Source organism: Polaromonas sp. OV174 (assembly GCF_900112285.1).
Classification (GTDB): Bacteria; Pseudomonadota; Gammaproteobacteria; order Burkholderiales; family Burkholderiaceae_C; genus Polaromonas.
Genome location: NZ_FOKZ01000017.1, coordinates 44,778 through 70,015, shown reverse-complemented (window position 1 = coordinate 70,015; position 25,238 = coordinate 44,778). Strand labels below are relative to the sequence as shown.

The following is a 25,238-nucleotide window of genomic DNA, read 5'->3' as shown; positions in this document are numbered from 1 at the left end:
CTTTGGATCGATCTCGTGAAAATTTTTACCTATCAGGAATTGCTGCCATCGCGTTGCTATATCGACGGCGAATGGCTGGACAGCGCACAGCGCCTTGACGTTACCAATCCGGCGACAGGTGCGCTCGTCAGCAGCGTGCCAATGTTCGGTGCTGAGCAGACCCGCCGTGCCGTGGAGGCGGCGCACCGCGCCGGTCCGGCCTGGCGTGCCATGACGGGCAAGCAGCGTTCCGCATTCTTGCGTCGCTGGTTCGATCTGGTGACGGCCAATGCAGAGGTGCTGGCGCAAATCCTGACCGAGGAAATGGGCAAGCCGCTGGCCGAAGCCCGCGGGGAAATTGCCTATGGGGCCTCCTACATCGAGTGGTTTGCCGAAGAGGCCAAGCGCATTTATGGCGACGTGATTCCGACCGCGCAAGCCGACAAGCGCTTTGTCATGCTCAAGCAAGCCGTTGGCGTGGTCGCGGCTATCACGCCCTGGAATTTCCCCAATGCCATGCTGGCGCGCAAGATCGCGCCCGCTCTGGCTGCCGGCTGCACCGTGGTGGCCAAACCCGCCGAGCAAACGCCCTTGTCGGCCCTGGCCCTGGCCAAGCTGGCCGAGATTGCCGGCATTCCGCCCGGCGTCATCAACATCGTGACCGGCGACCCGCGCGCCATTGGCGGCGAACTGACGGCCAATCCGCTGGTGCGCAAGCTCACTTTCACGGGCTCCACGGAGGTGGGCAAGCTGCTGATTCGCCAATGCGCCGATACCGTCAAACGCCTGAGCATGGAGCTGGGCGGCAATGCGCCCTTCATCGTCTTCGATGACGCCGATCTGGATGCCGCGGTGGAAGGTGCCCTGGCTTCCAAGTTCCGCAACACCGGTCAGACCTGTGTCTGCGCCAATCGCCTGTATGTGCAGGAAGGCGTGTACGAGGCCTTTGCCAGCAAGCTGAGTGTCGCGGTCCAGAAGCTCAAGGTGGGCAAGGGCACGGACGAGGGCGTGACGCAAGGCCCACTCATTGATGTCCGTGCACTGGCCAAGGTCGAGGCACATATCGCCGATGCCCTGTCCAAGGGCGCGTCCATCGTGACCGGCGGCAAGCGTCATGCATTGGGGGGCTCGTTTTTCGAGCCCACGGTGTTGCGCGACGTCACGGCCAGCATGCATGTGGCAACCGAGGAGACCTTTGGCCCCCTGGCGCCGCTGTTCCGGTTTACCGATGAGGCCGATGTCATTGCGCAGGCCAATGCCAGCGATTTTGGCTTGGCGGCCTATTGCTATACTCAAAATACTGCGCGCGTCTGGCGCGTGGCGGAGGCCATTGAGGCCGGCATGGTGGGCCTCAATACGGGTCTCATGTCATCCGAGGCGGCACCCTTTGGGGGCATGAAGCAGTCCGGTTTCGGAAGAGAGGGCTCACGCTACGGCATGGATGACTACCTCGAAATTAAATACTTTTGCCTTGGTGATGTAGATAGGGATTAATGGTGCCTGCCAAAGACGTAGCCTCGCTCAAAGTAAACCGCACCGCAAAAACCTTGCGCGAGCTGTCGCTGGAGAAAATGCGAGAAGCCATTTTGAGCGAGCATTTCAAGCCCGGCGAGCGTCTGGTGGAGCGCCACCTCTGCGAGCAACTCGATGTCAGCCGTTCCATTGTTCGCGAGGTGCTCAGGCATCTGGAAACCGAAGGGCTGGTCGAATCCATTGCGCACCAAGGACCGGTGGTGGCCACGCTGGATGCCGATCAGGCCGCCCAGATTTACGAGATACGCGCGTTGCTGGAAGGCCATGCCGCCCGGCTGTGCGCTGAAAAGGCCAGTGATGAAGTCATCGAGAGGCTGGATGCACTGAATCGAAAAATCCAGACCGCTTTTGAGAACGAAGATTTTCATGAGGTCATGGTACGAACCGCGGCGTTTTATGAAGCCATGTTCACGGGCAGCGGCCTCACGATGGCGTGGAAGGTGGTGCAGTCGCTGAACGCCCGGATCAACCGTCTGCGTGCGATGACCATCAGCGCCAAAGACCGCCGCGTGGAGGCCGCCGTGGAAATGGCCAACATTGTCCAGGCCTTGCGCCAGCGCGACCCGCAAGCGGCGCAGGACGCCTCGCAAGCGCATGTTCGCCGCGTTGCCGAGATCGCCGCCCAAAAGCTCGATCAGCTCGCCAAACCCCCTGTCTGAGCGCTGTTCACGCGCTCTGCCGCCCGATAGACCCGGATGAGCGGAGAGGGCTTGAGGTCTAGGGACGAACTTTGGGCGGCTTTTCAGCCCTTGCCTGCAGTTCGTCCCTTTGTCGTTTCATCCTTGTGCCTTGTTTGCCCGGCTCAAGCCAGGTGTGTGGGGCGCGGACTGGAATCCGCATGCTCCATCAACAGGTGAACCAGCTGCTCCATCAGCTGGGCGCGTAATTCTTTGGAGCTTGGGTCGTCCCAGAGGTTGTGCGTTTCGTCGGGGTCGGCTACCAGGTCATAGAGCTCGCCCCATTCGCCTTCCTGGAACACGCTGAGTCGATGGCTTTGCGTCACAACGGTTCGCATGCGCACCGGCGTTTCAAAACCCAGGTAGGCGCGCTGCTGGTTTTCTTCCACCAGCACGGCAGCACGGCCCGAGTTTTGGGGAACACCGGCAGCGCTGAACAGCGCCTTGCCCTGAACCCCGTTGGGTGGATTGATGTTCGCCCGGCGCAGAATCGAAGGTGCCAAATCTATGGTGCTGACCAGGTCGTTGCGTACCACGTTGCCGCCTTGCGCCGCTGCATCGGGCTCGCGCCAGATAAACGGTACGCGGATCAAGCCCTGATAGTGCAGCGGCCCCTTGAGCATCACGCCATGATCGCCCATGAGATCGCCATGGTCGGAGGTGAATATCACCACCGTGTTGCGGTCCAGGCCGCTGTCTTTCAGCGCTTTCATGACCATGCCTATGCGGTCGTCGATATTGGTGATCATGCCGTAGGTCAGGGCAATCACCTCCTGGATCTCGCGCGGCGTGGCGGCGAACATGCGGGGTGACTCGAGCTGCGCCTTGCCGGAGGCCCGCTCTTGCCACAGCCATGCCACGTGACGCTCTTTATCCACATCAGGCATGGCCGTCGCCGGCACGGGCATGGCGTCGGGGTCATACATGTCCCAATAGCGGCCCGGTGGCGTCCACGGGTGATGCGGGTCGGGGAATGAGCACATGAGCGCAAACGGTTGCGAGGCATTCGTCTGGCTGTGATTGTGCAGCCACTCGCAGGTTTTTTCTGCAATGTAGTGGGTTGGATATTGCTGCTCGGACAGATGGGTTCGCCACGCCTGCGGAGCCGTAAAGCCGGCATCGCGCACGCCATTTTCACGTCCCAGGCGATCAATCATTTCCGGGTGATGAAGGCTTAGCCAGCGCAGGTAGTCGCCAAAGCATTCATCGGCATGGTGATTGCACAGAATGACGTCCTGAAAGCCGTAGTAGGGCAGTGTCAATTGGTGCGCCGGATCGGACCAGCTAGACCGTAGTTCTTGGCGGTAGGGCGCACTGTCTCCTTTGCCCCTGATGGCTTCTTTGAATTGGCTGGGCGTGCGGGAGCCAGGCTCTATCACCTCCGGCGGCAACACGGCCGCACGGTCCTCCATATTCTGCAAATGGCTTTTCCCTATCAATGCGGTGCGATAGCCGAATTCACCCAGGACATCGGCATAGGTGACCGAGTCCAGCGGGAGCGGGACACCATTGCCGCGTGCGCCGTGCACCGACGGAATCCGGCCGGTCATCATGGAGCCCCGGTTGGGCATGCAAACGGGATTGGCGACATAGCTGCGGTTGAATCGCCAGCCTGTGCTTGCCAGCGCGTCGATGTGCGGGGTGCGCACAACCGGGTTGCCGTAGCACCCCAGATGATCGGCCCGGTGCTGGTCGGTAACAAAAATCAGGAAATTGGGTTGCATGGTGGACTGCCGCTTTTATTCCGCTGTGATTTTTTTATTCTTGATGAGCGTGGCCCAGCGTGCTCGGTCCCGTTCAATCCACTGGCTGGTGGTAGTTGCGTCCTGGTCAAGAAGCTCCACCCCTTGAGCGGTAAACGATTTGCGCAATTCGGGGCTGTTCAAGGCCTCTTTGACCGCAGCATCCAGACGCGAGCGAATGGCCTGCGGCACGCCGGCGGGCACCATGACCGCCCACCACACGGCGGTTTCGTCACCCAAGCCTTTGATGCCGGCCTGCGTAAAAGTCGGCACGTTGGCAAGCTTCACGGCACGCTTGTTTCCGGTGACTGCAAGTATGGTCACTTGATCGCGTCCGGCTTGTTGCAGCGCGACCGGCATGCCCACAAACATCATGTCGATCTGTCCACCGATCAAGTCTGTCATGGCGGGGCCTGCACCCTTGTAGGGCACATGAAGAAGGCTCAGGCCAGTGGCGTTCTCGAACAGTGCGCCGACCAGGTGAGTCGGTGTCCCGTTGCCGGCTGATCCGTAGGTGAGTTGACCCGGCGAAGCCTTTGCTCGCGCGATAAGTGTGGCCATGTCGGAAATGCCGGTGGCTTTATTAACCATGAGCACGTTGGACTGGCCCGCCACCATACGGATCGGTGCGAAGTCGCGTTGGGTCTCATAGCCGGCTTTGTTGGACAGCTGGGGCAGTAGCGTCAACTGCCCGTCACCTGCGAACAGGATGGTGTAGCCGTCCGGCGCGGCCTTGGCAACGCTCTGGGCACCCAACAGTCCGCCACCCCCGGCCTTGTTGTCAACGATGACGCTATTGCCCAAGGTCTTTCCCATCGCGGTGGCAACCACGCGGGCCAGAATATCGGTGGGGCCGCCGGGTGCGAAGCCTACAACCATCTTGACGGGCTTGTCTGGATAGCTCTGGGCGACGGCGGGCTGTACGCCAATGGCTGCCGCGCAAAGCGACATCAATACAAATTTCAACATGCTTGCCTCTTCCTTATCGGGGTGACTGTCACTCATTATTTGTTCACCGTCCGAATGAAACAATGCCGGAGTCGGGAAGATACATAATCTCTCCTTATGAATCTGCGCTACCTTGAATATCTGCGCCTTGTCGTCGAAAAGGGAGGCTATGCGCAGGCGGCACAAGCGGCTGGTGTTTCGCAGCCGGCGGTTTCGCAGGGCCTGCGAGCGCTGGAGGGCGAAGTGGGGTTTGAGCTGTTTGAGCGGCAAGGTCGACGCCAGCTGCCTACGGCGAAAGCGCGGGAGCTTGCAGAGGCCGGCAAAGCCGTCGATGTCGCCATGAAACAGGCGGTGCGTTCGATGCGTGCACCGTCGACAGTCAAATCGAACTCCAAGCGTCTGCGGGTTGGACTGGCGCCTGCAGCAGGCCTGCTCTACGGTGCTGCCATTTTCAAGGCGCAGAAGGCCTGTATGCCTGAGTGCACGCTGCAGATTGTTTCAGGAGGTGCGCTGTCCATGCTCGAGGATCTGGTTGCCAGGCAGCTGGATCTGGTGATCGCACCCCAACCCAGGCGCTTTCATCATCCGGGTCTGTCCCAGGTCGAGATGTACACAAGCCGTCCCGCTATTTACGCGCGGCAGGGACATTCCTTGTCCGCCGTGAAATCATTGGCCGACATTGCCAAGGCCGAGTGGGTGGTCGCCGGCACGGCGGGCACGCCGGGTAATGTGATTGAAGAGGCCTTTCGGGTCCGGCGCTGGGCGCCACCTCGGATCGCCGTGCAATGCACGGACTACGCCATGCTGGTTAGACTGGTCGCGAGTAGTGATTTGCTCGGCGTGGTGTCGCACCCGGCGCTTGTCCCCGATCCGGAAAAAATGGGTATACACCGCCTGGGCGTCTCTGAAGGTCTGCCCCACTACAACGTCTGCATGTTCTGGTTTCAGGATGCGTCGTCTGAACGTAATCGCCCACTGCAGGCCTTTGTTGCATCCATGATCGCCGGCCGGTGATGAGGCGAACTCAAGCTCATTTGAGCTGACCCATCCACTATCGCAAATAGCTCCGGTTCAAACGGGTTTCCAGTTTTTTCTGCAGCGTCTCAAACGAGGCGCTCATGGCCCAGTAGATACCCGCCGCTGCCAGGTAAAGCGGAAAAGGCTGGAAGGTGGTCGCAATGACTTCCTTGGTGGCCAGCATCAGCTCACCCACGGCAATCACCGATACCAGCGAGGTGTCCTTGATCAGGCTGATCAAGCTGTTCGAGAGGCTGGGAACGGCCAGTCTAAGGGCTTGCGGGCCTATGACGTAACGCAGTGTCTGGGGCTGCGTCAAACCCAGGCTTTTGGCCGCATTCCATTGCCCGTGCTCAACGCCGTTGATGGCGCCGCGAATGGTTTCGGACAGGTAGGCGCCGACGTTCAGGCTTAGCCCCAAAATGCCTGCCGTGATGGGCTCGAATTGAATGCCTATGCTGGGTAGGCCAAAGTAGATCACGAACAGCTGCACCAGCAGCGGCGTGCCGCGCATGCAGCTGACATAAAGCGCGGCGAATCGCGACAGAAGCGGAAGCTTGGCCAGCCGCGTCATGGCGACCAGGGTGCCGAGAATCGCCCCAAAAAAAACAGCGGACACGGCCAGCAGCAGTGTCCAGGCGGCGCCCTTGAGCATCAGCGGCAGGGCATCCCGCAGCAACTCGGTCAATCCGGATAGATCCATACAGGTCTCCACAAATAAAAACCCCGGCGACAGGCCGGGGTTGTTTTAGCCAGCCGGAGGGCGGCGCACGGGCTGGCTTGATGTTACTTCCTTCATAGAACGTGTTCCCGATTTATCCGGGGTCGCGTTGGGGTGCAATCGGGATGAGTGGGCCGCCCGGCACCGCCGCATGGGCTGATGCCCATGCAAGGGATTGGGTGGCTCAATCGCCCGATTTCACCCCAACCCGCAGGGCAAGTGCCTTGTCGGGCGGCCTGCTGCGTTACAGCGCTTGCCAATAGCCGTGCTATTGGCCGCGCACTGCGCCTTGCATCCCATCCCGGCAAGGTACTTGCGCGACCCCGGATAAATCGTGAACACGTTCTTACTGGGCGACTGGCGGCTTACTCACGTCACGGTCAAACCATTTGTTGGAGATCTTGGCGAAACTGCCGTCTGCCTGCAGATCGGCCAGAGCCTTGTCGATGGCCGCCTTGAACTTGGGATTGCCTTTGACGAAGGGAATGCCGGATTTTTCAAGTTCGCCCACCGGTGCGCCTGGTTTCAGGGGAAGCTTGGTTTTCTTCACGATGTAGGGAATCAGCAGGCTGTCGTTCAGCGCGGCATCGATACGGCCCAGGGCCAGGTCTTGCAGATATTCGGGCGAGCCTGGGTAGGTTTTGATGTCTATGCCGCCCACCGCTTTGGCGACTTCCGCGAAGTTCGTGCCCTGGCCTAGGCCCAGTTTTTTGCCCTTCAGGTCGGCCAAGGTTTTGAAATCACGTTTTTCGTCCTTGCGGATGATCAGCTGCGGACTGGAGACGGTGTAGGGCTGGGAGAAATCAAAGGTCTCCTTGCGCTTGTCGGTGATGCCGACCTGGTTCATGACCACGTCGTATTTGCCGGCCTGCAAGCCTGCCAGGATGGCGCTCCACTCGCTGGTGGCGAATTCTGCCTTGACGCCCAGTTTTTGCGCCAGCGCATTGGCCAGCTCAACTTCAAAACCGGCGAGCTGACCGTTTTCCTTGTAGTTAAAGGGCGGGTAAGTGCCTTCCAGTGCCACTTTGAGGGTGCCGCGCTGCTTGACGGTATCGAGCAAATCGGCGGCGCTGGCGCCCAGAGCCAAAGAAAGAAGCAGCGTGGAAATCAGCGTTTTACGAATATTCATATTCTTCCACCGCATAAGGCGCGGTTATTTGTGGCGAAAAATGAATAATAAACCTGCGCTTGGCAGGCCGTTGCTGCAGTGCGGAAAACCCTACTCTGTATCAGGCTGAATTGGCCTGCCTGCCCGGACTTTGTCAGGGCTTGGCGCAGTGGGCGTAGATGTCGAGGGTGGGTTTGTACACCTGGGTCTGCACGTTCATCAAGCCCAGCACTGAGTGAAAGTAATTGTCATGGCTGATGGGCGCGTCCAATTGTTGCTTGAGGCAGTTGGTGGTGATTTTGGTGCGCTGCTCGAATTCGGGCGATAGCCAGGTGATCCAGGGCACGCGCTTTTGCACGTCGGGCGCCACGCTGTAAGGCATGCCGTGCAGGTACAAATTGTTTTCACCCAGCGACTCGCCATGGTCGGAGAGGTAGAGCATGGCGGGCGCGTTGGTGGACTCCCGCCCCTTGAGCCACTGAATCGCGGAGCCCAGCAACTGGTCGGTGTAGACGATGCTGTTGTCATAGGCATTGAGCAGCCCTTCCCGCGTGCAGCTTTGCAGGGAGTTGCTGGTGCATTCGGGTAAAAATTTCTTGAACGCCGGTGGCGAGCGTTTGTAGTAGGCGGGTCCATGGCTGCCCATCTGGTGCATCACCACCACCACGCCCTTGGCCCGGCGTTCGGCGCTCAAGGCGGCAATGCGTTCGTCGATGTTGTGCAGCATCACTTCATCAAAACACTCGTCGCCATCGCACAGTCCGGGCACTTTCAGCTGGCTGGTCTGCACATTGGGAACGCGGTCGCACACGCCCTTGCAGCCCGACTGGTTATCTATCCAGAGCACGGCCAAGCCGGCGTGTTGCAGCACATCCAGCAGACCTTGATAGTTGGCGGGGCGGGCGTCATAGCTTTCGCGCCCGAAGTTGGAAAACATACAGGGCAGGGAAGCCGCCGTGCTGGTGCCGCAAGACCAGGCATTGCGCTGGCTGGCGATGTTTTCCTGCGCCAGTCTGGGCGTGGTCGGCCGCTGGTAGCCGTTGGTGGCGAAGTTGCCGCTGCGCCCGGTTTCACCCAGCACCAGAAGTAGCAAAGGCGGTTTGGTCTGAGCCGCGTAGCTGGCGCCCAGCCTGGCGTCCTCACCTAGGGGCAGGGTGATGGACTCGTCGCGCTGAAACGGTTTTGCTGCCACGGCGCCCAAGGCGTAAAAGGAGTTGAGCGGATTGATCAGATAGCGCACATGGGTGTTGTTACGCATCACCGAGGCGATGCTCTGAAAGAAAAGAAACACCACCAGCACCAGCAGGGCGCAGGCGCCTGCCAGCGTCATGACATTGGTCAACACTTGTCGGGGAATGCTGGTGCGTTTGAGTTTTTTTCGCCACAGAAAAATACCGGGCAACAGCGCCAGCACCAGCACCGTCGCGGCCATGCGCCAGTTCAGCAGGTCGCGTGTTTCACGCACGTCGGTCTGCAAGGTGTTGATCATCATGGTCTTGTCTATGACCACGCCGTAAGCCATCATGAAATAAGCGCCAAAGGCCGCCGACAGCAGAAAAATGGTGATGACTGGTTTGAGCGTCCAGCGCCAGGCCAGCAGACTCAGCAAGGCGCAGGTGCTCAGCGCAATGACCAGGCTTAGTGCGACGCTGATGGTGGCGATCTGAGCAGCGCTCAGTCCGGGCAGCCGGGCCAGTTCACGCCACAGCGCCACGTTGCAGGCGGTGGCAATCCAGAGGCTGGACAGGATGATCAGCCAGATTGGCCGCATGCCGTCAGCGCCTTGCTCCTTGCTTCTGAAAAGATTCCAAAAAGTGCGTGGGGACGCAGGCCCGGAGGCCGGCGTCATGGAGGGGGAGGGCTGGTGCAGCGACATAGCGCTGCATTGTATTTGCCGGGTCTTATGCCTGGCTTAGGGTGGCCTGTTTCAGGTTCAGGCCAGCAACTGGCGCGCATGGTGCCGCAGGTGATCTTCCATGAAGCTGGCAATGAAGTAGTAGCCGTGGTCGTAAGCCGCATGTCGGCGCAGCGTCAGGGGCTGGCCGGCGGCGGCGCAGGCCGCCTCGAACAAGTGCGGGTGCAGCTGCTCCGCCAGGAATTTGTCGGCCAGGCCCTGATCTATCAGAATGCCGCCGGGGTAGGGCGCGCTGGATAGCCCGCCCATCAAGGCCGCGGCATCGTGCGCCAGCCAGCTGGTTTCCTCGCTGCCGAGGTAGCCGCGGAAGGCTTTGTGGCCCCAGGCGCACTGGCTGGGGGCGCAGATGGGGGCGAAGGCAGATACCGACTTGAAGAGCTCGGGATGCCGCAGCGCCAAGGTCAAGGCGCCGTGGCCGCCCATGGAGTGGCCAAAAATTCCGATGCGTTTTGCGTCCAGCGGCAGGGCGCTGGCGAGCAAGGGGAGCAGTTCCGCTGTCAGGTAACTCTCCATGCGGTAGTGCTTGGCCCAGGGCGCTTGTGTGGCGTCCAGGTAAAAACCGGCGCCCACGCCAAAATCCCAACTCTCTGTTTCACCCGGCACGCCGGCGCCGCGCGGGCTGGTGTCGGGCGCGATCAGGGCCAGGCCCAGCTCGGCCGCCAGGCGCTGGGCGCCGGCCTTGGTGGGGAAGGTTTCGTCGTTGCAGGTCAGACCGGCCAGGTACAGCAGGGCCGGCACTTTGGCGCCGGCTTGCGCTTGCGGCGGCAGGTAGACCGAGAACTTCATCGGCAGGCCGATGGCACTCGAGGCATGGCGGTAAAAGCGCTGCACGCCGCCAAAGCAGGCATGCTCGCTGAGCAGTTCCAGTTGTGTTGTCATGGGGCTCTTTTTCAGTTCAAGCAAGGGTGCTACGTTTTCACCAGCCAGGGCCGCGGGACTGGCTTCGCCAGACCGCAGGCGCAGCGCCCCCTCGGGGGGCAGCGCAGTACACGAAGTGACAAGCGTGGGGGCTAGAAAAGAACGACACCTCGAATCGACTCGCCGCTTTTCATCAAATCGAAGCCCTTGTTGATGTCTTCCAGCGGCATGGTGTGCGTGATCAGGTCGTCGATGTTGATCTTGCCTTCCATGTACCAGTCGACGATTTTTGGCACGTCGGTGCGGCCGCGCGCGCCGCCGAAGGCCGAGCCTTCCCACTTGCGGCCAGTCACCAGCTGGAAGGGCCGCGTGCTGATCTCGGCGCCGGCCTCGGCCACGCCGATGATGATGCTGCGGCCCCAGCCCTTGTGCGTGCATTCCAGCGCCTGGCGCATCACCTGGGTGTTGCCAATGCATTCAAAACTGTAGTCGGCACCGCCGTCGGTCAGTTGCACGATGGCATCGACCACGTTCTCGGTTTCTTTCGGGTTGATGAAGTGCGTCATGCCGAACTTGCGGGCCATTTCCTGGCGCGCCGGATTGATGTCGACGCCGATGATCTTGTCGGCGCCCACCATCTTGGCGCCCTGGATCACGTTCAGGCCGATGCCGCCCAGGCCGAAGACCACCACGTTGGCGCCGGCTTCGACCTTGGCCGTGAACAGCACCGCGCCTATGCCGGTGGTGACGCCGCAGCCGATGTAGCAGACCTTGTCAAAGGGCGCATCTTCACGGATCTTGGCCAGCGAGATTTCGGGCGCCACCGTGTAGTTGCTGAAGGTGCTGGTACCCATGTAGTGAAAGATGGGCTTGCCGTCCAGGCTGAAGCGGCTGGTGGCGTCGGGCATCAGGCCCTTGCCCTGCGTGCCGCGAATCAGCTGGCACAGATTGGTTTTGCGGCTCAGGCAGAACTTGCACTGGCGGCATTCGGGCGTGTAAAGCGGAATGACATGGTCGCCCTTTTTGAGGGTGGTGACACCGGGGCCGACATCGACGACGATGCCCGCGCCTTCGTGGCCCAGGATGGCCGGGAATATGCCTTCCGGGTCAGCGCCCGAGAGCGTGTAGTAGTCGGTGTGGCAGATGCCCGTGGCCTTGATTTCGACCAGTACTTCGCCGAATTTTGGGCCTTGCAGGTCCACGGTTTCAATGGTCAGGGGCTGGCCTGCTTGCCAGGCGACGGCGGCTTTGGTTTTCATGGGAGTGAGCGCTTGCGCTTGGAGTGAACGAAGAATGAGGTGGGACTATAAGCCAGTCCTGGCGGGCACATGCTGCCTGGGGTCATGAAATCTTGGCAGGGAAATTGCATGTTGCGTGGGCCTGGCTGGCCGCTGGGCGGCTTGGGTAAACCATGAGCTTGCCCCCGAAGTTTGTGACGAAAATGATTCGATCAACTTTATTCCTTGAAAGACACCGTATGAAACTCTCTCTTCTCATGACGGCCGCGCTGTTGAGCGTCGGCTTGGCCAGCACCGCCAGCGCACAAACCCTGAAAAAAATCGCCGACAGCAACAAGATCACCGTGTCTTACCGCGAGTCCTCGGTGCCTTTCAGCTACCTGATAGGTTCGACCAAGGCGGTGGGCTTTTCCGTGGAGCTGACCGACGCCATCATTGACGACGTGCGCAAGAAACTCAAGAAGCCGAATCTTGAAGTGGCGACCATGCCGGTGACCTCGCAAAACCGTATCCCCTTGCTGGTCAACGGCACCTATGACCTGGAGTGCGGCTCCACCACCAACAACACTGCGCGCGGCAAGGACGTGGACTTTGGTATCAACCACTTCTACACCGGCACGCGTTTGCTGACCAAAAAGACTTCTGGCGTCAAAAACTACGCCGACCTGGCCAAGAAAACCGTCGCCACCACCACCGGTACCACCAACGCACAGGTGATCCGCAAATACAGTGCCGATAAAAACCTCGACATGCAAATCATCCTGGGCAAAGACCATGACGATTCGCTGCTGCTGGTGGAAAGCGGCCGCGCCCTGGCTTTTGCCATGGACGACATCCTCTTGTTCGGCCTGATGGCCAACTCCAAGGACCCGGCCTCGCTGCAGGTGGTGGGTGACTCGCTGCAAGTCGAGCCCTACGCCTGCATGTTGCGCAAGGGCGACCCGGAATTCAAGGCGCTGGTCGATGGCACCATCTCGCGCCTGATGAAGTCGGGTGAGTTCACCAAGATGTATACCAAGTGGTTCATGTCACCGATTCCGCCCAAAGGCGTGAACCTGAATCTGCCCATGAGCGAGCAACTCAAGGCCAACTTGAAAGAGCTGAGCGACAAGCCGGCCATGTAAACGCAGCTCGGCGGTGGCTGGGGGCGTTTTTGAAAATTTGAATCAAATCGGCCCCTAGCCCAATAACCACGTCCACCGCCTGCTATTGAAATGGGAGCTGTCTAGTGATCTATCGAGGCGCTCCAGCGACTGTTCCAGGCCTTGTCCAGGCTGCGGCGGTCACGCTTGGTGGGTCGGCCGTGCTCCAGGCTGCTGGCCGGCTCGCTGTTCAACTGGCGTTGCTCGGCGGCCTGCGCCCTGAGCGCCAGGCTGGCTTCGGTTTCTTCGTAGAGCTGCTGTGCCACCGGTGCGGCGCCGCGCTGGCTGCTGATGCCGCGCACCACCAGCGTGCGTAGCAGCGGGCCCTGCCGCAGGCTCACCGTGTCGCCCGCCTTGACCTCGCGGGCAGGCTTGGCCTCCAGGTCGTTGATGCGTACCCGACCCTTGTTGATTTCTTCCACGGCGAGCGAGCGCGTTTTGTAAAAGCGGGCGGCCCACAGCCACTTGTCTATGCGTAATTTATCCATCAGCTGTCATTGTGAACCAGTGGCAAACGCACGGTGGCGTCCAGGCCTGTGACATGGCCCCGATGCAGCCGGTTTTCCAGCGAGATGCTGCCATTGAGCGCCAAGGTGATTTCCCGGCAAATGGCCAGACCCAGGCCTGAGCCGTGGCGCACATTGCCGGCCGAAAAAGGCTGATACAGGCGCGCCGCCAGTTCCGCCGAAATGCCGGGGCCGCCATCGCTGATGGTTAGGGCGGCGTAGTTGGCATCGCAGACGATGCGCACCGACAGCGTAGCGCCGGCCGGCGTGTGTTTGATGGCGTTGTGCAGCAGGTTGCGCGCCAGCTCGCCCAGCATCCATTCATGCGAACGAATCGGGGCGGGGGCGGTTTCAATCTCGAAATCCAGGTCTTTTTCGGCAATCAGCGGCGACAGGTCAAGCGCTACCGAGCGCAGCACCTGCGCCAGATCAATCAGTGGCAGGTCGGCCTGTTGGCGCAGCTGCTCCACCTTGGCCAGCGCCAGCATCTGGTTGGCCAGCAAGGTGGCGCGGTCCACGGTCTGCCGGATGTCGACCAGGGCTTCGCGCGCATCCATGTCGCCGCGCAGCGCCGACTGCACTTGCACCTTCAGCACGGCCAGCGGTGTGCGCAACTGGTGCGCGGCATCGCGCACAAAGCGGTTTTGGTTATCTAGCAGGTGGTTGAGCCGGCCCATCACGGCGTTGGTGGCGTCTACCAGCGGCAGCAATTCACGCGGCGCATCGGGTGCGCTCAGGGCCGTCAGGTCGCCTTCGGGGCGTGTCTGCAACTCGGCGCTGAGGCGCCGCACCGGCCGGGTCGCACGCTGCACCACCACGACCACCACCAGCGCAATCACGGCCAGCAGCATGGCTTGCCGCCACAAGGTATCGACCAGGATTTTGCGTGCCAGAGTTTTGCGCAGCTCCAGCGTTTCCGCCACCTGGATCACCGCGATGGCACGCCCCCCGGGGCTGGCCACCGGCTGCAGCAGCACGGCCACGCGCACGGCGTCGCCATCAAACTCGTCGTCGTAAAAGTCCACCAGCGCCGCGTAAGGCGGTTTGGCCGGGATGCTGCCGCGCCAGAAGGGCAGCTGCGCAAAGCCCGAGACCAAGTCGCCCTTGAGGCTGGACACCCGGTAAAACAGCCGGCTCTGGTTGTCGGCCTCGAAGGCTTCCAGCGCTGCATAGGGCACGGTCACGCGCAGCTCTGACTGATCGTCGTAGCCGCTCACGTCGAGTTCTTCGCCTATCGATTTGGCCGAGGCCAGAAGGGTTCTGTCATAGGCAGTGTTGACGGCGCCCAGCGTCTGGCTATAGAGGCTGATGGTGTTGATGATGACCAGCAGACCCACCGGCAGCAGTATGCCCAGCAATAAATAGCGTCTAAGGGAGATGGCTTGGCTGGGCGTCTGTGGCGGCTCACTGCGGCTCATGCATCTACCTTCAGCAAATAGCCCAGGCCGCGCAAGGTGACCAGGGTGACGCCGGTATGCGAGAGTTTTTTGCGCAGCCGGTAGACCACCACTTCCACCGCCTCGTATTGCACGTCGGTCTCGCCGGGAAACACCAGCTCGAACAGCCGCTCCTTGGATACCGCATGGCCGGGCTTGACGATCAGGGTCTGCAGCAAGGCCAGCTCGCGCGGCGTGAGTTCCAGCACCTGGTCGCGGTGGTAAATCGCGCCGCTCTCTTTTTCATAGCGAAGATCGCCCACTAGCTGCTGGCTAGGTCCGGTTTCCGTGCTTGGTGCGGCGCGTCGGCGGCTGAGGGCGCGCAGCCTGGCCTCCAGTTCGTCGAGGTCAAAGGGTTTGGGCAGGTAGTCGTCGGCCCCCAGGTTCAGGCCCATGATTCGGTCGCCCACGGTGCCGCGCGCCGTCAGGATCAGCACCGGCGTGAGCAGGCCCTGGCGCCGCGCCAGCTCCAGCACCTGCAGGCCGTCCAGGCCGGGCAGGCTGAGGTCGAGCACCACCACATCGGGCTGGGCCGTGCTCCATTGCGCCACGGCCTGCCGGCCATCGGTGCAGCCCACCACCTCCATGCCGCGCCGGCTCAGGGCGCGCTGCAGGGCGGTTTGCATGGAAGCATCGTCTTCGATCAGCAGCAATTTCAGGGTCGGCGTCATGGGCAGGACATTAGCACTTTCCCCAATGCATTTGGACAGCCGTTTGACAGCAAGGCGGTGCATCATCGGTGGGTTATTACACCCATAAGGAGACACTCATGCGTCGCGATACCTTTTTGAAATCCATGGCGGCCCTGGCCGCTGGGGGCGCCTTGCCCCTGTCGGCCTTTGCTGCGGCCAATGTCAAGATGATGATTCCGGCCAATCCCGGCGGCGGCTGGGACACCACCGGCCGTGCCCTGGGCAAGGCCATGATGGATTCCGGTGCGGCTTCTACCGTGACCTATGACAACAAAGGCGGCGCCGCCGGTGCGCTGGGTCTGGCCCAGTTTGTCAACGGCAGCAAGGGCGACGGCAACGCTTTGATGGTGATGGGCGCCGTGATGCTGGGTGGCCTGATCACCGGCAAGCCGCCCGTGAGCTTGAGCCAGGCAACGCCCATCGCGCGCCTGTCCAGCGAGTACAACGTGTTCGTGCTGCCCGCCAACTCGCCCTTCAAGAGCATGGCGGAGGTGATCGCGCAGCTCAAGAAAGACCCCGGCAGCGTGAAATGGGGCGGCGGCTCGCGCGGCTCCACCGAGCACATTGCCGCGGCCATGATCGCGCGTGAAGCCGGCGTTGATCCAGCCAAGATCAACTATGTGGCCTTCCGCGGCGGCGGCGAGGCCACCGCCGCTATTTTGGGCGGCAACGTCACGGTGGGCGGCAGCGGCTACAGCGAGTTTTCCGAATACATCAGCGCCGGCAAGATGAAGGCGCTGGCCGTCACTTCCGATGCTCGTCTGCCCGGCGTGAACATTCCAACCCTCAAGGAGCAGGGCATCAATGTGGTGATCGGCAACTGGCGCGGCGTCTATGGCGCACCCGGCATCTCTGCCGAGCAGCGCAAGACGCTGACCGACATGATTCTCAAGGCCCTCAAGTCCAAGAGCTGGATTGAAGCCTCGCAGAAAAACAACTGGACTCCCGCCGTATTGACCGGCCCGGCCTTTGACAAGTTTGTCGACGACGACTTTGCCAGCCTGCGCGCCACCATGGTCAAGTCCGGCATGGTCTGAGGCCCCGACCCTCGTGCAAGCACGGCGCGCTGCCCTCCACGGGAAGGCAGCGCGCCGTTTTCATGTTTATCGCTAAGTTCCCGGGAGCACCACAATGACAACTCCAGATCCCCTGGCTTATCACCCACCAGCCGCCTCTCCTGTGGCGGTCGTCTGGCCGCAAACCCTGGTCGGCGCCGGCGTGCTGCTGACCGGCCTGGCGCTGGCCTTTGGCGCCATCAGCATTTCTTCCGAGGCCGGTTATGGCGGCGTCGGGCCTAACTTTCTGCCCTGGCTGGTGTCCGTCGTGCTGACGGTTTGCGGCGGATGGATCATCTGGGAAGCGCGTAGCGGCGGCTTTCGCGAGCTTGACGCGCCTTCCGGTGCGACGCGGGCCTACTGGCCGGGCTTTGTCTGGGTCTCGGCGGGCTTGCTGCTCAACGCGGCGCTGATCACCACGATAGGCTTTATTTTCAGCTGCACGCTGTGCTACCTGCTGGCTGTGCAGGGCCTGAGGCGCGCCAGCGGCCAGCCGTCGGGCGCGCTTGGCACCTGGGGCCTTGACCTCATGACCGGGCTGTTGATTTCAGCGCCGGTGTTCTGGATGTTTACGCAATTCCTGGCCATCAACCTGCCGGGCCTGACATCAACCGGGTGGCTCTAAAACTATGTGCCCTCACGCTCGTCACTATGTATATTCGCTGCCTCTCGAGGGGGCGCAAACCTCCTACGAGGCGGTCCGTCAGGAGTCTTAAATGGATATCTTCAACGCATTGATGCATGGCTTCGCGCTCGCGATCACGCCTGCGAATCTTCTGTGGTGCCTGGTGGGTTGCGCCCTGGGCACGGCCGTCGGCGTGCTGCCCGGCATCGGCCCGGCGGTGGCGGTGGCCATGCTGCTGCCGATCACGGCCAAGGTCGACGTCACGGCCTCGATGATTTTTTTCTCGGGTATTTACTACGGCGCCATGTACGGCGGCTCGACCACCTCCATCCTGCTGAACACGCCGGGCGAAACCGCCAGCATGGTCACGGCCATGGAGGGCAACAAGATGGCCAAGAGCGGCCGCGCCGGCGCCGCGCTGGCGACCGCTGCCATAGGTTCCTTTGTGGCGGGCACCATCGCCACGGTCATCGTGACCTTGTTCGCGCCTTTTGTGGCCGAATTTGCCGTCAAGCTGGGCCCGCCCGAGTATTTCCTGCTGATGCTGCTGGCCTTCACCACGGTCAGCGCGGTGCTGGGCAAAAGCACGCTGCGCGGCATGACGGCCTTGTTCGTCGGCCTGGCGGCGGGCTGCGTCGGCCTCGACCAGATTTCGGGCCAGGGTCGCTACACCGGCGGTATTCCGGAATTGCTGGACGGCATTGAAATCGTGCTGGTGGCGGTCGGTCTGTTCGCGGTGGCGGAAGTGCTGTATGCCGTGCTGTATGAGGGCCGGGTGGTGGAGCAGCAGAACAAGCTCAGCCGGGTGCACATGACGGCGCGCGACTGGAAGCGCTCGATTCCCGCCTGGCTGCGCGGCACCGCCATCGGCGCGCCTTTTGGCTGCATTCCGGCGGGCGGCACCGAGATACCGACCTTCCTGAGCTATGCAGTGGAAAAAAAGCTGACCAAGGACCCAAAGGACAAGGCGGAGTTTGGCACCAGCGGCGCCATTGAAGGCGTGGCCGGACCTGAGGCGGCCAACAATGCCACGGTGACGGCGGCGCTGATTCCCCTGCTCACGCTGGGCATCCCGACGTCCAACACCACGGCCATCCTGCTGGGCGCTTTCCAGAACTACGGCATCCAGCCCGGACCGCAGCTGTTCACCACCTCTGCCGCCCTGGTGTGGGCGCTGATTGCCTCGCTCTATATCGGTAATGTGATGCTGCTGGTGCTGAACCTGCCCATGGTCGGCCTCTGGGTCAAGCTGCTGAAGATCCCCAAGCCACAGCTGTATGCGGGCATCCTGATCTTCGCGACGGTGGGTGCTTATGGCATGCGCCAGAGTGCGTTTGATTTGTTCCTGCTCTATGCCATTGGCCTGCTCGGTGTGCTGATGCGCCGCTTCGACTTTCCGACCGCCCCTGTGGTGGTGGGCATGATCCTGGGCCCGCTGGCGGAAGCGCAACTGCGCAATGCCATGTCTATAGGCGAGGGCAGCGCCATGGTGTTCTTCCAGCGCCCCATGTCGATCACGCTGGTGGTGATTGTGGTGGCCGTGTTGGTGTTGCCGCGGCTGGCCAAGCGCTGGTCTGCCCGCAAAGCCATTGCCTGATATTTGCAATCAACAAGATAGGACAACATGTTGAACATCAAACGACGCAACGTATTGGGTGGCTTGGGCGTGGCAAGCTTGGGCGGCGCCATCGCTTCGCCGCTGTGGGCACAAACAGCCGCAAAAAACAGCAAGGTGAGCCGGCTGGCGCCCAGGCTGCGCATGGTGATTCCGGCCAATGCCGGCGGTGGCTGGGACCAGACCGGCCGTGCCTTGGGCGCGGCGCTAATTGGTGCGGGTGCGACCGATGAGATCGACTATGAAAACAAGGGCGGCAAGGGCGGCACCCTTGGACTGGCTTATTACGCCGAAAAGTACAGCAACGATCCCAACACCTTGTTGATGGGTGGCATGGTCATGGTGGGGGCGGTTGCGCTGCAAAAGCCTGTCGTTGACATGAAGCACATTCAGCCGGTGGCGCGTCTGACCAGCGACTATCTGGTTGTGGTGGTGGCCGCCGACTCGCCGATTAAAAGCATCAAGGAGCTGGCGGAGCGCATGCGGGCCAATCCCAAGGAGACGCCCATCGCCGGCGGTTCGGCCGGAGGTGTCGACCATGTGTTTGCCGGTGTATTCACGCGCGGCGCGCGCAGCAAGCCCGACGAATTGGTCTACCTGCCTTTTGCCGGCGGCGCCGAGGTGGTGAAGGCCGTGCTCAGCGGCAAGGCGGTGGCCGGCATTTCTGGCTACAGCGAGTTCAGCGAGGATCTGGCCAGCGGCAAATTGCGCGCCATCGGCGTGTCGTCAAAACGTTCGGTTTTCGGCATTCCTGCGATTCGCGAACAGGGTGTGGACGTGGACATGGCCAACTGGCGCGGCGTGTTCACCGGCCAGGGCGTGACGGCTGCGCGCCAGGCCGAGATGGTGGAAGTCGTGAAGGCCGCCACCGCCCACGCTTCCTGGTTGAAGGCGCTGAAGCAAAACCGCTGGGAGTCATCCTGGCTGTCTGGCCCCAGCTTCAACAGCTTTATTGACTTTGACATGACAACCTCCCAGGTGATGGTGCATCTGCTCAAACTGAAAGCCTGAGTCAGGACTCGTTTTTGGTAGCGTTACCATAGCGGGGATGAGCGATCCGCATTCGAAACCACAAGCCGCCTTGGCCGCCGCGCCGCGCCGCCGTCCTCAAAGCGTGACCGTGAGTGACGTGGCGCGCCTCGCCGGTGTCTCAGCAATGACGGTGTCGCGTGCTGTCAACACGCCGGATCAGGTGCCTGCTGCGACCTTGATGAAGGTGCAGGAGGCGGTTGCCAAGACCGGTTATGTTCCCAATCTGCTGGCCGGCGGTCTGCGCTCGAACAAGAGCCGCCTGGTGGCCGCGCTGGTGCCTACACTGGCCGGCCCGGTGTTCATGGAAACCATTCAGGCCTTGACGGCCGCTCTGGCAGAGCAGGGTTATCAGTTGATGCTGGGCCAAAGCGGTTACGAGAATTCGCGTGAAGACGATTTGCTCGGCGCCATCATAGGCCGCCGCCCCGACGGTATTGTGCTGACGGGCATCATGCATTCCCCTGAAGGCCGGCGGCGTTTGCTGGCCGCAGGCATCCCTGTCGTTGAAACCTGGGACCTCACGCCCACGCCTATCGATATGCTGGTCGGCTTTTCGCACACCGAGGTCGGCCGCAGCGTCTGCGACTACCTGCATGCGCGTGGGCGCCGGCGCCTGGCCGTCATCGGCGGGGACGACGAGCGCTCGCACCGTCGCAATCAGGCTTTCGTTGAGGCCGCAGCCCGGCTGGGCATAGCTCCGCCACCGATTCACTTGGTGCCTGCGCCTACCTCGCTGGGTAGCGGACGCAGCGGCTTGCGCGCGCTGCTGGCGGAACACCCGGACATCGATGCGATTTTTTGCAGCTCCGATCTACTGGCGCTGGGCGTGTTGATCGAGGCGCAGGCGCAAGGCATTGAGGTGCCGGGGCAGCTGGCCGTCATGGGGTTTGGTGATTTGCCATTGGCCCGTGACCTGCACCCTGCGCTGACGACGGTTCGTATTGACGGCACCCGCATTGGGCGTCAGGCCGCGCGCTACATCGTGGATTGCGCCCAAGGCCGCCCACCCGAGTCGCGCGTGATGGACTTGGGTTTTTCCATCATCGAGCGCGCCAGTGTCTGAATACCTTGGCTCGCTAGGTATTTTCCCCAGGTAATTTCCCGTTGACAGCAGAATTGGTAACGTTAACATTCTATTTCGTTAACGTTACCAGCATTGATCTTGATAGTGGCGTTTTTCACGCCCGTTTCAACCACCCTAGGAGATGCCTCAATGAAAAAACTGCTGTGCACCATCACCACGGCCTTGGCCCTGACCGCACCGGCTTTCGCCTGGCCCGACAAACCCGTCACCATGGTGGTGCCGTTTCCTCCCGGGGGCTCTACCGACATGATTGCCCGTACCCTGGCGCTCCAGTTGGGGACTAAGTTCGGCCAGACTTTCATCGTCGATAACAAGGCCGGGGCCACCGGCACCATTGGCGCTACGCAAGTCAAGCGTGCCCCAGCCGATGGCTACACCCTGTTGGTGTCTTCGCTGGGCCCTTTTGTCATTGCGCCTCACCTGATGAAGGGCGTGCAGTACGACCCGTCCAAGGATTTTGATTTGATTACCGTCGCCGTGCAGGCGCCCAACGTGCTGGTGGTGCCCGCGGCGTCACCCTTGAAGAGCGTTGCCGATGTGCTGGCGAAGATGAAGAAGGAGCCCGGCAAGATGAGCTTTGCCTCTTCCGGCAATGGCTCCTCGGACCATCTGACGGCAGAACTTTTCTGGCAGCAGACAAAAACCACGGCCCTGCATATTCCCTACAAAGGCGGCGCACCGGCCATCGCTGATCTGCTGGGAGGACAGGTGGACGCTTCCTTCCAGAACATCAACGCGATTCTCACGCAGGTCAATGGTGGCAAATTGCGCGCGCTGGCTGTCACCGGAGACAAGCGTTCCACGCTGATGCCTCAGGTGCCTACGCTGGCCGAAGCGGGTGTCAAGAATGTGGATGTGTATTCGTGGCAAGCCATTGCGGCGCCCAAGGGACTGCCCGCCGACGTGCGCAGCAAGCTGCATTCAGCCATCGTGGCCGCGCTCAACGATCCGCAGGTCAAGCCCAAGCTCATAGACCTGGGCTTCGAGATTGTCGCCAATACGCCTGAGCAGTTCGCCAGCTTTCAGGTCGCGGAGTTCGCCCGCTGGAAGCAGGTCATAGAGGCCGGCAACATCAAAGCAGACTAAACCAGCCGATAGAGTAAAGAGCAACCATGTCAACCCCTTTGGTCACAGGCCTTCAAGTTATCCCTGTCGCCGGTCGCGACAGCATGCTGCTGAACCTCAGCGGTGCGCATGGGCCATTTTTCACGCGCAACATCGTCATCATCACGGACAGCTCTGGCCACACCGGCGTCGGGGAGGTGCCCGGTGGCGAGAAGATCCGCCAAACCATAGAAGATGCGCGCTCGCTGGTACTGGGGCAGCCGATTGGCAACTACCTTGCCATCCTGCAGCAAGCACGTGAGCGCTTTGCCGATCGCGATGTCGGGGGCCGAGGCCTGCAGACTTTCGATCTACGCATCGCCATCCATGCGGTGACGGCGCTGGAGTCGGCGCTGCTCGATCTGCTGGGCCAGCACCTTGAAGTGCCGGTGGCGGCCTTGCTCGGTGAAGGCCAGCAACGGGACAAGGTTGAAATGCTGGGCTATCTGTTTTTCATTGGCGACCGCAGCAAGACCGATCTGGCCTATGTGACGGATCCCGAGGCAGCCGATGCCTGGTCAAGGCTGCGCCATGAAGTGGCGCTCACGCCGGAGTCCATGGTGCGCCTGGCTGAGGCCGCTTACGAGCGCTATGGCTTTAACGACTTCAAGCTCAAAGGCGGCGTGCTGCGCGGCGAGGACGAAGTGGCGGCCGTGACCGCCATTCATGAACGCTTCCCCAAGGCCAGGGTCACGCTGGATCCCAATGGCGGCTGGCTGCTCAAAGATGCGATTCGCCTGATGCGGGATGCGCGCGACGTGGTGGCCTATGCCGAAGATCCCTGCGGCGCGGAGGATGGCTTTTCGGGCCGCGAGGTCATGGCGGAATTCCGCCGCGCCACCGGCTTGCCCACGGCCACCAACATGATTGCCACCGATTGGCGCCAGATGTCGCACGCCCTGTCGCTGCAGTCCGTCGATATTCCCCTGGCCGACCCGCATTTCTGGACCATGGCGGGGTCGGTGCGTGTGGCCCAGGTGTGCCGGGACTGGGGTCTGACCTGGGGTTCACACTCGAATAATCACTTCGATGTTTCTCTGGCCATGTTCACGCATGTGGGGGCAGCCGCGCCTGGTCGCGTCACGGCGATTGACACGCACTGGATCTGGCAGGACGGACAGCGCCTCACCAAGGAGCCGCTGCAGATCAAGGGCGGCTTTGTCGAGGTGCCCAAAAAGCCCGGTCTGGGCATTGAGCTGGACATGGCCGAGGTCGAAAAAGCCCACCAGCTCTACAAGCAGCACGGCCTGGGTTCACGAGACGACGCCATGGCGATGCAGTACCTGATCCCCGGCTGGAAGTTCGATCCCAAAGGCCCTTGCCTGGTGCGTTAGAGCGCGTCGTTCCTGGTGGCCGGTCTGAATGGCACCGGCACCGCCTGTGAGCTATTGCGCTGCCCCAAGCGCCTGTGCTGCGGCGCGTGAGGCGGCCAGTGACTCTGGGTCGGCCGCGGTCGTGGTCGGCCAAGCGCCCAGGTGCTGGATGCTCAGGTCGGCCAGCGCGGCCAGCCACACCGGGCTGTCGTTCAGGCATTCGATGTAATTGAATTGCTGGCCGCCCGCCTGCAAAAAGGCGTGGCGCGCTTCCATGGCAATTTCTTCCAGCGTCTCCAGGCAATCGCCGGTAAAGCCGGGGCAGACCACGTCCACGTTTTTGACGCCGGCTTGTGCCAGTGCCACCAGCGTCGGCTCGGTGTAGGGTTGCAGCCACTTGGCCTTGCCAAAGCGCGACTGGAAAGTCACTTGGTAGCGGTCTTTGGCCAGCCCGAGTTTCTCCGCCAGCAGGCGTGCGGTCTTCTGGCACTCGCAGTGGTAGGGGTCGCCCAACTTCAGCGTGCGTTCGGGCACTCCGTGAAAGCTCATGACCAACTGCGCGGCCTGGCCATTTTTCTGCCAATGCCGGCGAATCCTGTCGGCCAGTGCGTTGATGTAGCCCGGCTCATCGTGGTAATGATTGATGAAGCGGAATTCGGGAATCCGGCGTATCCGTGCGGCCCAGCCGTAGACGGCGTCAAACACGCTGGCGGTGGTGGTGCCGCTGTATTGGGGATAGGCCGGCAGGATGAGGATGCGCGTCACACCATCGGCCTTGAGTTGATCCAGCTGCGAAGCGATGGACGGGTTGCCGTAGCGCATGGCCATGCGGACCTCCACCTTGTGGCCGCGCACCGCCAGGTAGCCGCTCAGCATGGTGGCCTGTTTTTGCGTCCAGACCTTGAGCGGCGAGCCCTCGGGGGTCCAGATGCTGGCGTATTTGGCGGCGGATTTTTTGGGTCGTATGCGCAAGATGATGCCGTGCAATATCAGCCACCAGATCGGCTTGGGAATTTCGACCACGCGTGGGTCGCTGAGGAATTCGGCCAGGTAGCGGCGCAGCGCTGGGGCGCTGGCTTCATCGGGGGTCCCGAGATTGCAAAGCAAGATGGCGGTGGTGGCTTGCGCAGGCGCGCCGTGGGTGAATAAAGGCTCGGAGGCAAAAGACATGGGTTATTCTCGCCTACCTATGCTTGATCTGACCATTATCAAAGCCATCACACTGGATCTTGACGATACCTTGTGGCCGATTTGGCCCGCCATAGAGCGGGCCGAGAAGGCGCTGGAGCACTGGCTGAGCCGACAGGCGCCCATGACTGCCGCGTTGTTCGCCAATCAATCGGCCAGGCATGAAATTCGTGCGCAAGTACTGCGTTCGCGGCCCGAGCTCAAGCACGACCTGAGCGCCATTCGCCGCGAGGCGATTCGCGTTGCCCTCTACCGCTCCGGTGAGGACCCCTTGCTGGCCGAGGCGGGCTTCGATGTTTTTTATGCCGAACGGAATCGGGTGACCTTGTTTGACGATGCGTTGCAGTCGCTGGCATTTTTGGCCAGCCGTTTTCCCTTGATCGCCTTGTCCAACGGCAGTGCGGACATACGGCGCATAGGCATTGAATCGTATTTTCGGGCCAGCATCAGCGCCCCGCAGTTTGGCGTGGCCAAGCCCGACCCGCGTATTTTCCTTGCCGCCGCCAGCGCTGCCGAGGTGTTGCCGTCCGAGGTGCTGCATGTGGGCGACGATGCCATGCTGGACGTACTGGGCGCTCTCAACTGCGGCATGCAGACGGTCTGGGTCAACCGCTCCGAACACCTGTGGGCTCATCCCGATGAACCGCATGAAACTGTGAGCACGCTGGTAGAGTTGTGCGAGTTGTTCCCCGCCTGAGTGCGGCCTACTT

23 protein-coding genes are annotated in these 25,238 nt (G+C 61.6%); 12 read left to right on the top strand and 11 right to left on the bottom strand.

The annotated features are described in order from the left end of the window. The first annotated feature begins 15 nt into the window (after positions 1-15). Together BM160_RS15370 and BM160_RS15365 are read left to right on the top strand one after the other, a co-directional pair. Positions 16-1,473 carry an NAD-dependent succinate-semialdehyde dehydrogenase gene (locus BM160_RS15370; protein ID WP_177219036.1) on the top strand — a complete coding sequence of 486 codons (1,458 nt, stop codon included), beginning with the start codon at positions 16-18 and terminating at the stop codon, positions 1,471-1,473. A gap of 2 nt (positions 1,474-1,475) precedes the next feature. Continuing rightward, positions 1,476-2,171, top strand: coding sequence for a GntR family transcriptional regulator (locus BM160_RS15365; RefSeq protein ID WP_255368941.1), 696 nt, complete (start codon positions 1,476-1,478; stop codon positions 2,169-2,171). A 143-nt stretch (positions 2,172-2,314) separates the two neighbouring features. On the opposite strand, the gene BM160_RS15360 is transcribed toward BM160_RS15365, so the two are convergent. Beyond that, a complete protein-coding gene (locus tag BM160_RS15360; protein ID WP_092007054.1) occupies positions 2,315-3,913 on the bottom strand; it encodes a sulfatase family protein in 1,599 nt (532 codons plus the stop codon). Between the two features lie 15 nt (positions 3,914-3,928). After that, positions 3,929-4,963 (bottom strand): Bug family tripartite tricarboxylate transporter substrate binding protein, encoded by a 1,035-nt coding sequence (locus BM160_RS15355; protein ID WP_143093271.1) that lies wholly within the window; start codon positions 4,961-4,963, stop codon positions 3,929-3,931. A gap of 33 nt (positions 4,964-4,996) precedes the next feature. On the opposite strand from BM160_RS15355, the gene BM160_RS15350 reads away from it, so the two are divergent. Then, positions 4,997-5,893: a LysR family transcriptional regulator gene (locus BM160_RS15350; RefSeq protein WP_092007052.1), complete on the top strand. Its 897-nt coding sequence runs from the start codon at positions 4,997-4,999 to the stop codon at positions 5,891-5,893. Between the two features lie 37 nt (positions 5,894-5,930). Here the strand turns inward: BM160_RS15350 and BM160_RS15345 are convergent, their stop codons facing one another. From BM160_RS15345 to BM160_RS15325, 5 genes are all read right to left on the bottom strand, one after another. Next, positions 5,931-6,599 carry an amino acid ABC transporter permease gene (locus BM160_RS15345; RefSeq protein ID WP_092007051.1) on the bottom strand — a complete coding sequence of 223 codons (669 nt, stop codon included), beginning with the start codon at positions 6,597-6,599 and terminating at the stop codon, positions 5,931-5,933. A gap of 364 nt (positions 6,600-6,963) precedes the next feature. After that, a complete protein-coding gene (locus tag BM160_RS15340) occupies positions 6,964-7,746 on the bottom strand; it encodes a transporter substrate-binding domain-containing protein (RefSeq protein ID WP_092007050.1) in 783 nt (260 codons plus the stop codon). Positions 7,747-7,879: 133 nt separating this feature from the next. Continuing rightward, entirely contained in the window at positions 7,880-9,496 is a 1,617-nt protein-coding gene (locus BM160_RS15335; RefSeq protein WP_255368940.1) for a phosphoethanolamine transferase, read from the bottom strand. A gap of 162 nt (positions 9,497-9,658) precedes the next feature. Beyond that, a complete protein-coding gene (gene fghA, locus BM160_RS15330; protein WP_092007049.1) occupies positions 9,659-10,519 on the bottom strand; it encodes an S-formylglutathione hydrolase in 861 nt (286 codons plus the stop codon). 131 nt (positions 10,520-10,650) lie between these two features. Next, the gene (locus tag BM160_RS15325; RefSeq protein WP_092007048.1) at positions 10,651-11,757 is read right to left on the bottom strand and encodes an S-(hydroxymethyl)glutathione dehydrogenase/class III alcohol dehydrogenase; all 1,107 of its coding nucleotides are present in this window, start codon (positions 11,755-11,757) and stop codon (positions 10,651-10,653) included. Positions 11,758-11,975: 218 nt separating this feature from the next. On the opposite strand from BM160_RS15325, the gene BM160_RS15320 reads away from it, so the two are divergent. Then, a complete protein-coding gene (locus tag BM160_RS15320) occupies positions 11,976-12,860 on the top strand; it encodes a transporter substrate-binding domain-containing protein (RefSeq protein WP_092007047.1) in 885 nt (294 codons plus the stop codon). A 101-nt stretch (positions 12,861-12,961) separates the two neighbouring features. Here BM160_RS15320 and BM160_RS15315 read toward each other — a convergent pair whose 3' ends face one another. Genes BM160_RS15315 through BM160_RS15305 form a run of 3 tightly spaced genes read right to left on the bottom strand, consistent with a single transcriptional unit; the run spans position 12,962 to position 15,491 of the window. After that, the gene (locus BM160_RS15315) at positions 12,962-13,366 is read right to left on the bottom strand and encodes an RNA-binding S4 domain-containing protein (protein ID WP_092007046.1); all 405 of its coding nucleotides are present in this window, start codon (positions 13,364-13,366) and stop codon (positions 12,962-12,964) included. Continuing rightward, positions 13,366-14,802: a sensor histidine kinase gene (locus BM160_RS15310; protein WP_092007045.1), complete on the bottom strand. Its 1,437-nt coding sequence runs from the start codon at positions 14,800-14,802 to the stop codon at positions 13,366-13,368. The genes BM160_RS15315 and BM160_RS15310 overlap by 1 nt, the downstream gene beginning before the upstream one ends. Beyond that, positions 14,799-15,491: a response regulator transcription factor gene (locus BM160_RS15305; protein ID WP_255368937.1), complete on the bottom strand. Its 693-nt coding sequence runs from the start codon at positions 15,489-15,491 to the stop codon at positions 14,799-14,801. Before BM160_RS15305 ends, BM160_RS15310 begins: the two co-directional genes overlap by 4 nt. 98 nt (positions 15,492-15,589) lie before the next feature. Between BM160_RS15305 and BM160_RS15300 the strand changes: the two genes are divergently transcribed. The 7 genes from BM160_RS15300 (at position 15,590) to gudD (ending at position 23,361) form a co-directional block, all read left to right on the top strand. After that, a complete protein-coding gene (locus BM160_RS15300; RefSeq protein WP_092007044.1) occupies positions 15,590-16,549 on the top strand; it encodes a Bug family tripartite tricarboxylate transporter substrate binding protein in 960 nt (319 codons plus the stop codon). A 94-nt stretch (positions 16,550-16,643) separates the two neighbouring features. Next, on the top strand, positions 16,644-17,192 hold the full coding sequence (locus BM160_RS15295) for a tripartite tricarboxylate transporter TctB family protein (RefSeq protein ID WP_092007043.1): 549 nt from the start codon (positions 16,644-16,646) through the stop codon (positions 17,190-17,192). A 91-nt stretch (positions 17,193-17,283) separates the two neighbouring features. Further along, complete coding sequence (locus BM160_RS15290; protein ID WP_092007042.1) at positions 17,284-18,789, top strand: tripartite tricarboxylate transporter permease; 1,506 nt, start codon at positions 17,284-17,286, stop codon at positions 18,787-18,789. A 27-nt stretch (positions 18,790-18,816) separates the two neighbouring features. Further along, complete coding sequence (locus BM160_RS15285; protein ID WP_092007041.1) at positions 18,817-19,818, top strand: Bug family tripartite tricarboxylate transporter substrate binding protein; 1,002 nt, start codon at positions 18,817-18,819, stop codon at positions 19,816-19,818. Positions 19,819-19,855: 37 nt separating this feature from the next. Continuing rightward, on the top strand, positions 19,856-20,902 hold the full coding sequence (locus BM160_RS15280; protein WP_092007040.1) for a LacI family DNA-binding transcriptional regulator: 1,047 nt from the start codon (positions 19,856-19,858) through the stop codon (positions 20,900-20,902). A gap of 150 nt (positions 20,903-21,052) precedes the next feature. Further along, positions 21,053-22,009, top strand: a complete 957-nt coding sequence (locus BM160_RS15275) for a Bug family tripartite tricarboxylate transporter substrate binding protein (protein WP_092007039.1) — start codon at positions 21,053-21,055, stop codon at positions 22,007-22,009. A gap of 26 nt (positions 22,010-22,035) precedes the next feature. After that, on the top strand, positions 22,036-23,361 hold the full coding sequence (gene gudD, locus BM160_RS15270) for a glucarate dehydratase (protein ID WP_092007038.1): 1,326 nt from the start codon (positions 22,036-22,038) through the stop codon (positions 23,359-23,361). Between the two features lie 51 nt (positions 23,362-23,412). Here the strand turns inward: gudD and hemH are convergent, their stop codons facing one another. Beyond that, on the bottom strand, positions 23,413-24,510 hold the full coding sequence (hemH, locus tag BM160_RS15265; protein ID WP_092007037.1) for a ferrochelatase: 1,098 nt from the start codon (positions 24,508-24,510) through the stop codon (positions 23,413-23,415). A 19-nt stretch (positions 24,511-24,529) separates the two neighbouring features. Between hemH and BM160_RS15260 the strand changes: the two genes are divergently transcribed. Then, positions 24,530-25,225: an HAD family hydrolase gene (locus BM160_RS15260; protein WP_092007036.1), complete on the top strand. Its 696-nt coding sequence runs from the start codon at positions 24,530-24,532 to the stop codon at positions 25,223-25,225. Positions 25,226-25,238: the final 13 nt, after the last annotated feature.